We start from the raw sequence: 484 nt of genomic DNA on the forward strand, positions 1-484 counted from the left end.
GATCTTGGTGAGGCCGGCGCCCGCGCCCTTGGCGACATACGTCATCGGGTCGATGACCTTGCCCGCCTTGCCGGCCACCGACAGCGCCTTGGCCACCGCGCCGGCCTTGCCCGCACCCGCCGCCGCGCCGCCCGCACCGCCGGTGAAGACCGTGGTCAGCACGTTGAAGGTGACCGCACCCGCCGCCCGGCCGGGGTTCTTGCCCCATTCGTCCCAGGCCACCAGGGCCTTGCCGGTCTCCTTCATCGCGGTGCGCGAATCCCGCAGCCAGGAGGGCAGCTTGTCCTCCGGCAGCGCCCAGAAGGCGGTGCCCACGCCGGGGATGGAGGAGATCGCCAGGCCGGTGGCCAGCTGCGCCAGGCCCTTCCACGCCTGGCCCATGGCATCCCAGCCGCCGAAGCCCACCAGGGTGCCCAGGCCCTTGATGGTGCCCCAGATGCCGTCGACGATCAGGCCGTCCCACACGAAGGACTTCACCCAGTGG

The 484-nt window shown here is 72.1% G+C and carries 1 pseudogene; it reads right to left on the reverse strand.

The features are described from left to right. Nucleotides 1-484: pseudogene (locus IG84_RS0137285) on the reverse strand (ADP-ribosyltransferase); the annotation flags it as partial.

Origin of the sequence: Streptomyces ochraceiscleroticus (assembly GCF_000720485.1) — a bacterium.
Lineage (GTDB): Bacteria > Actinomycetota > Actinomycetes > Streptomycetales > Streptomycetaceae > Streptomyces > Streptomyces ochraceiscleroticus.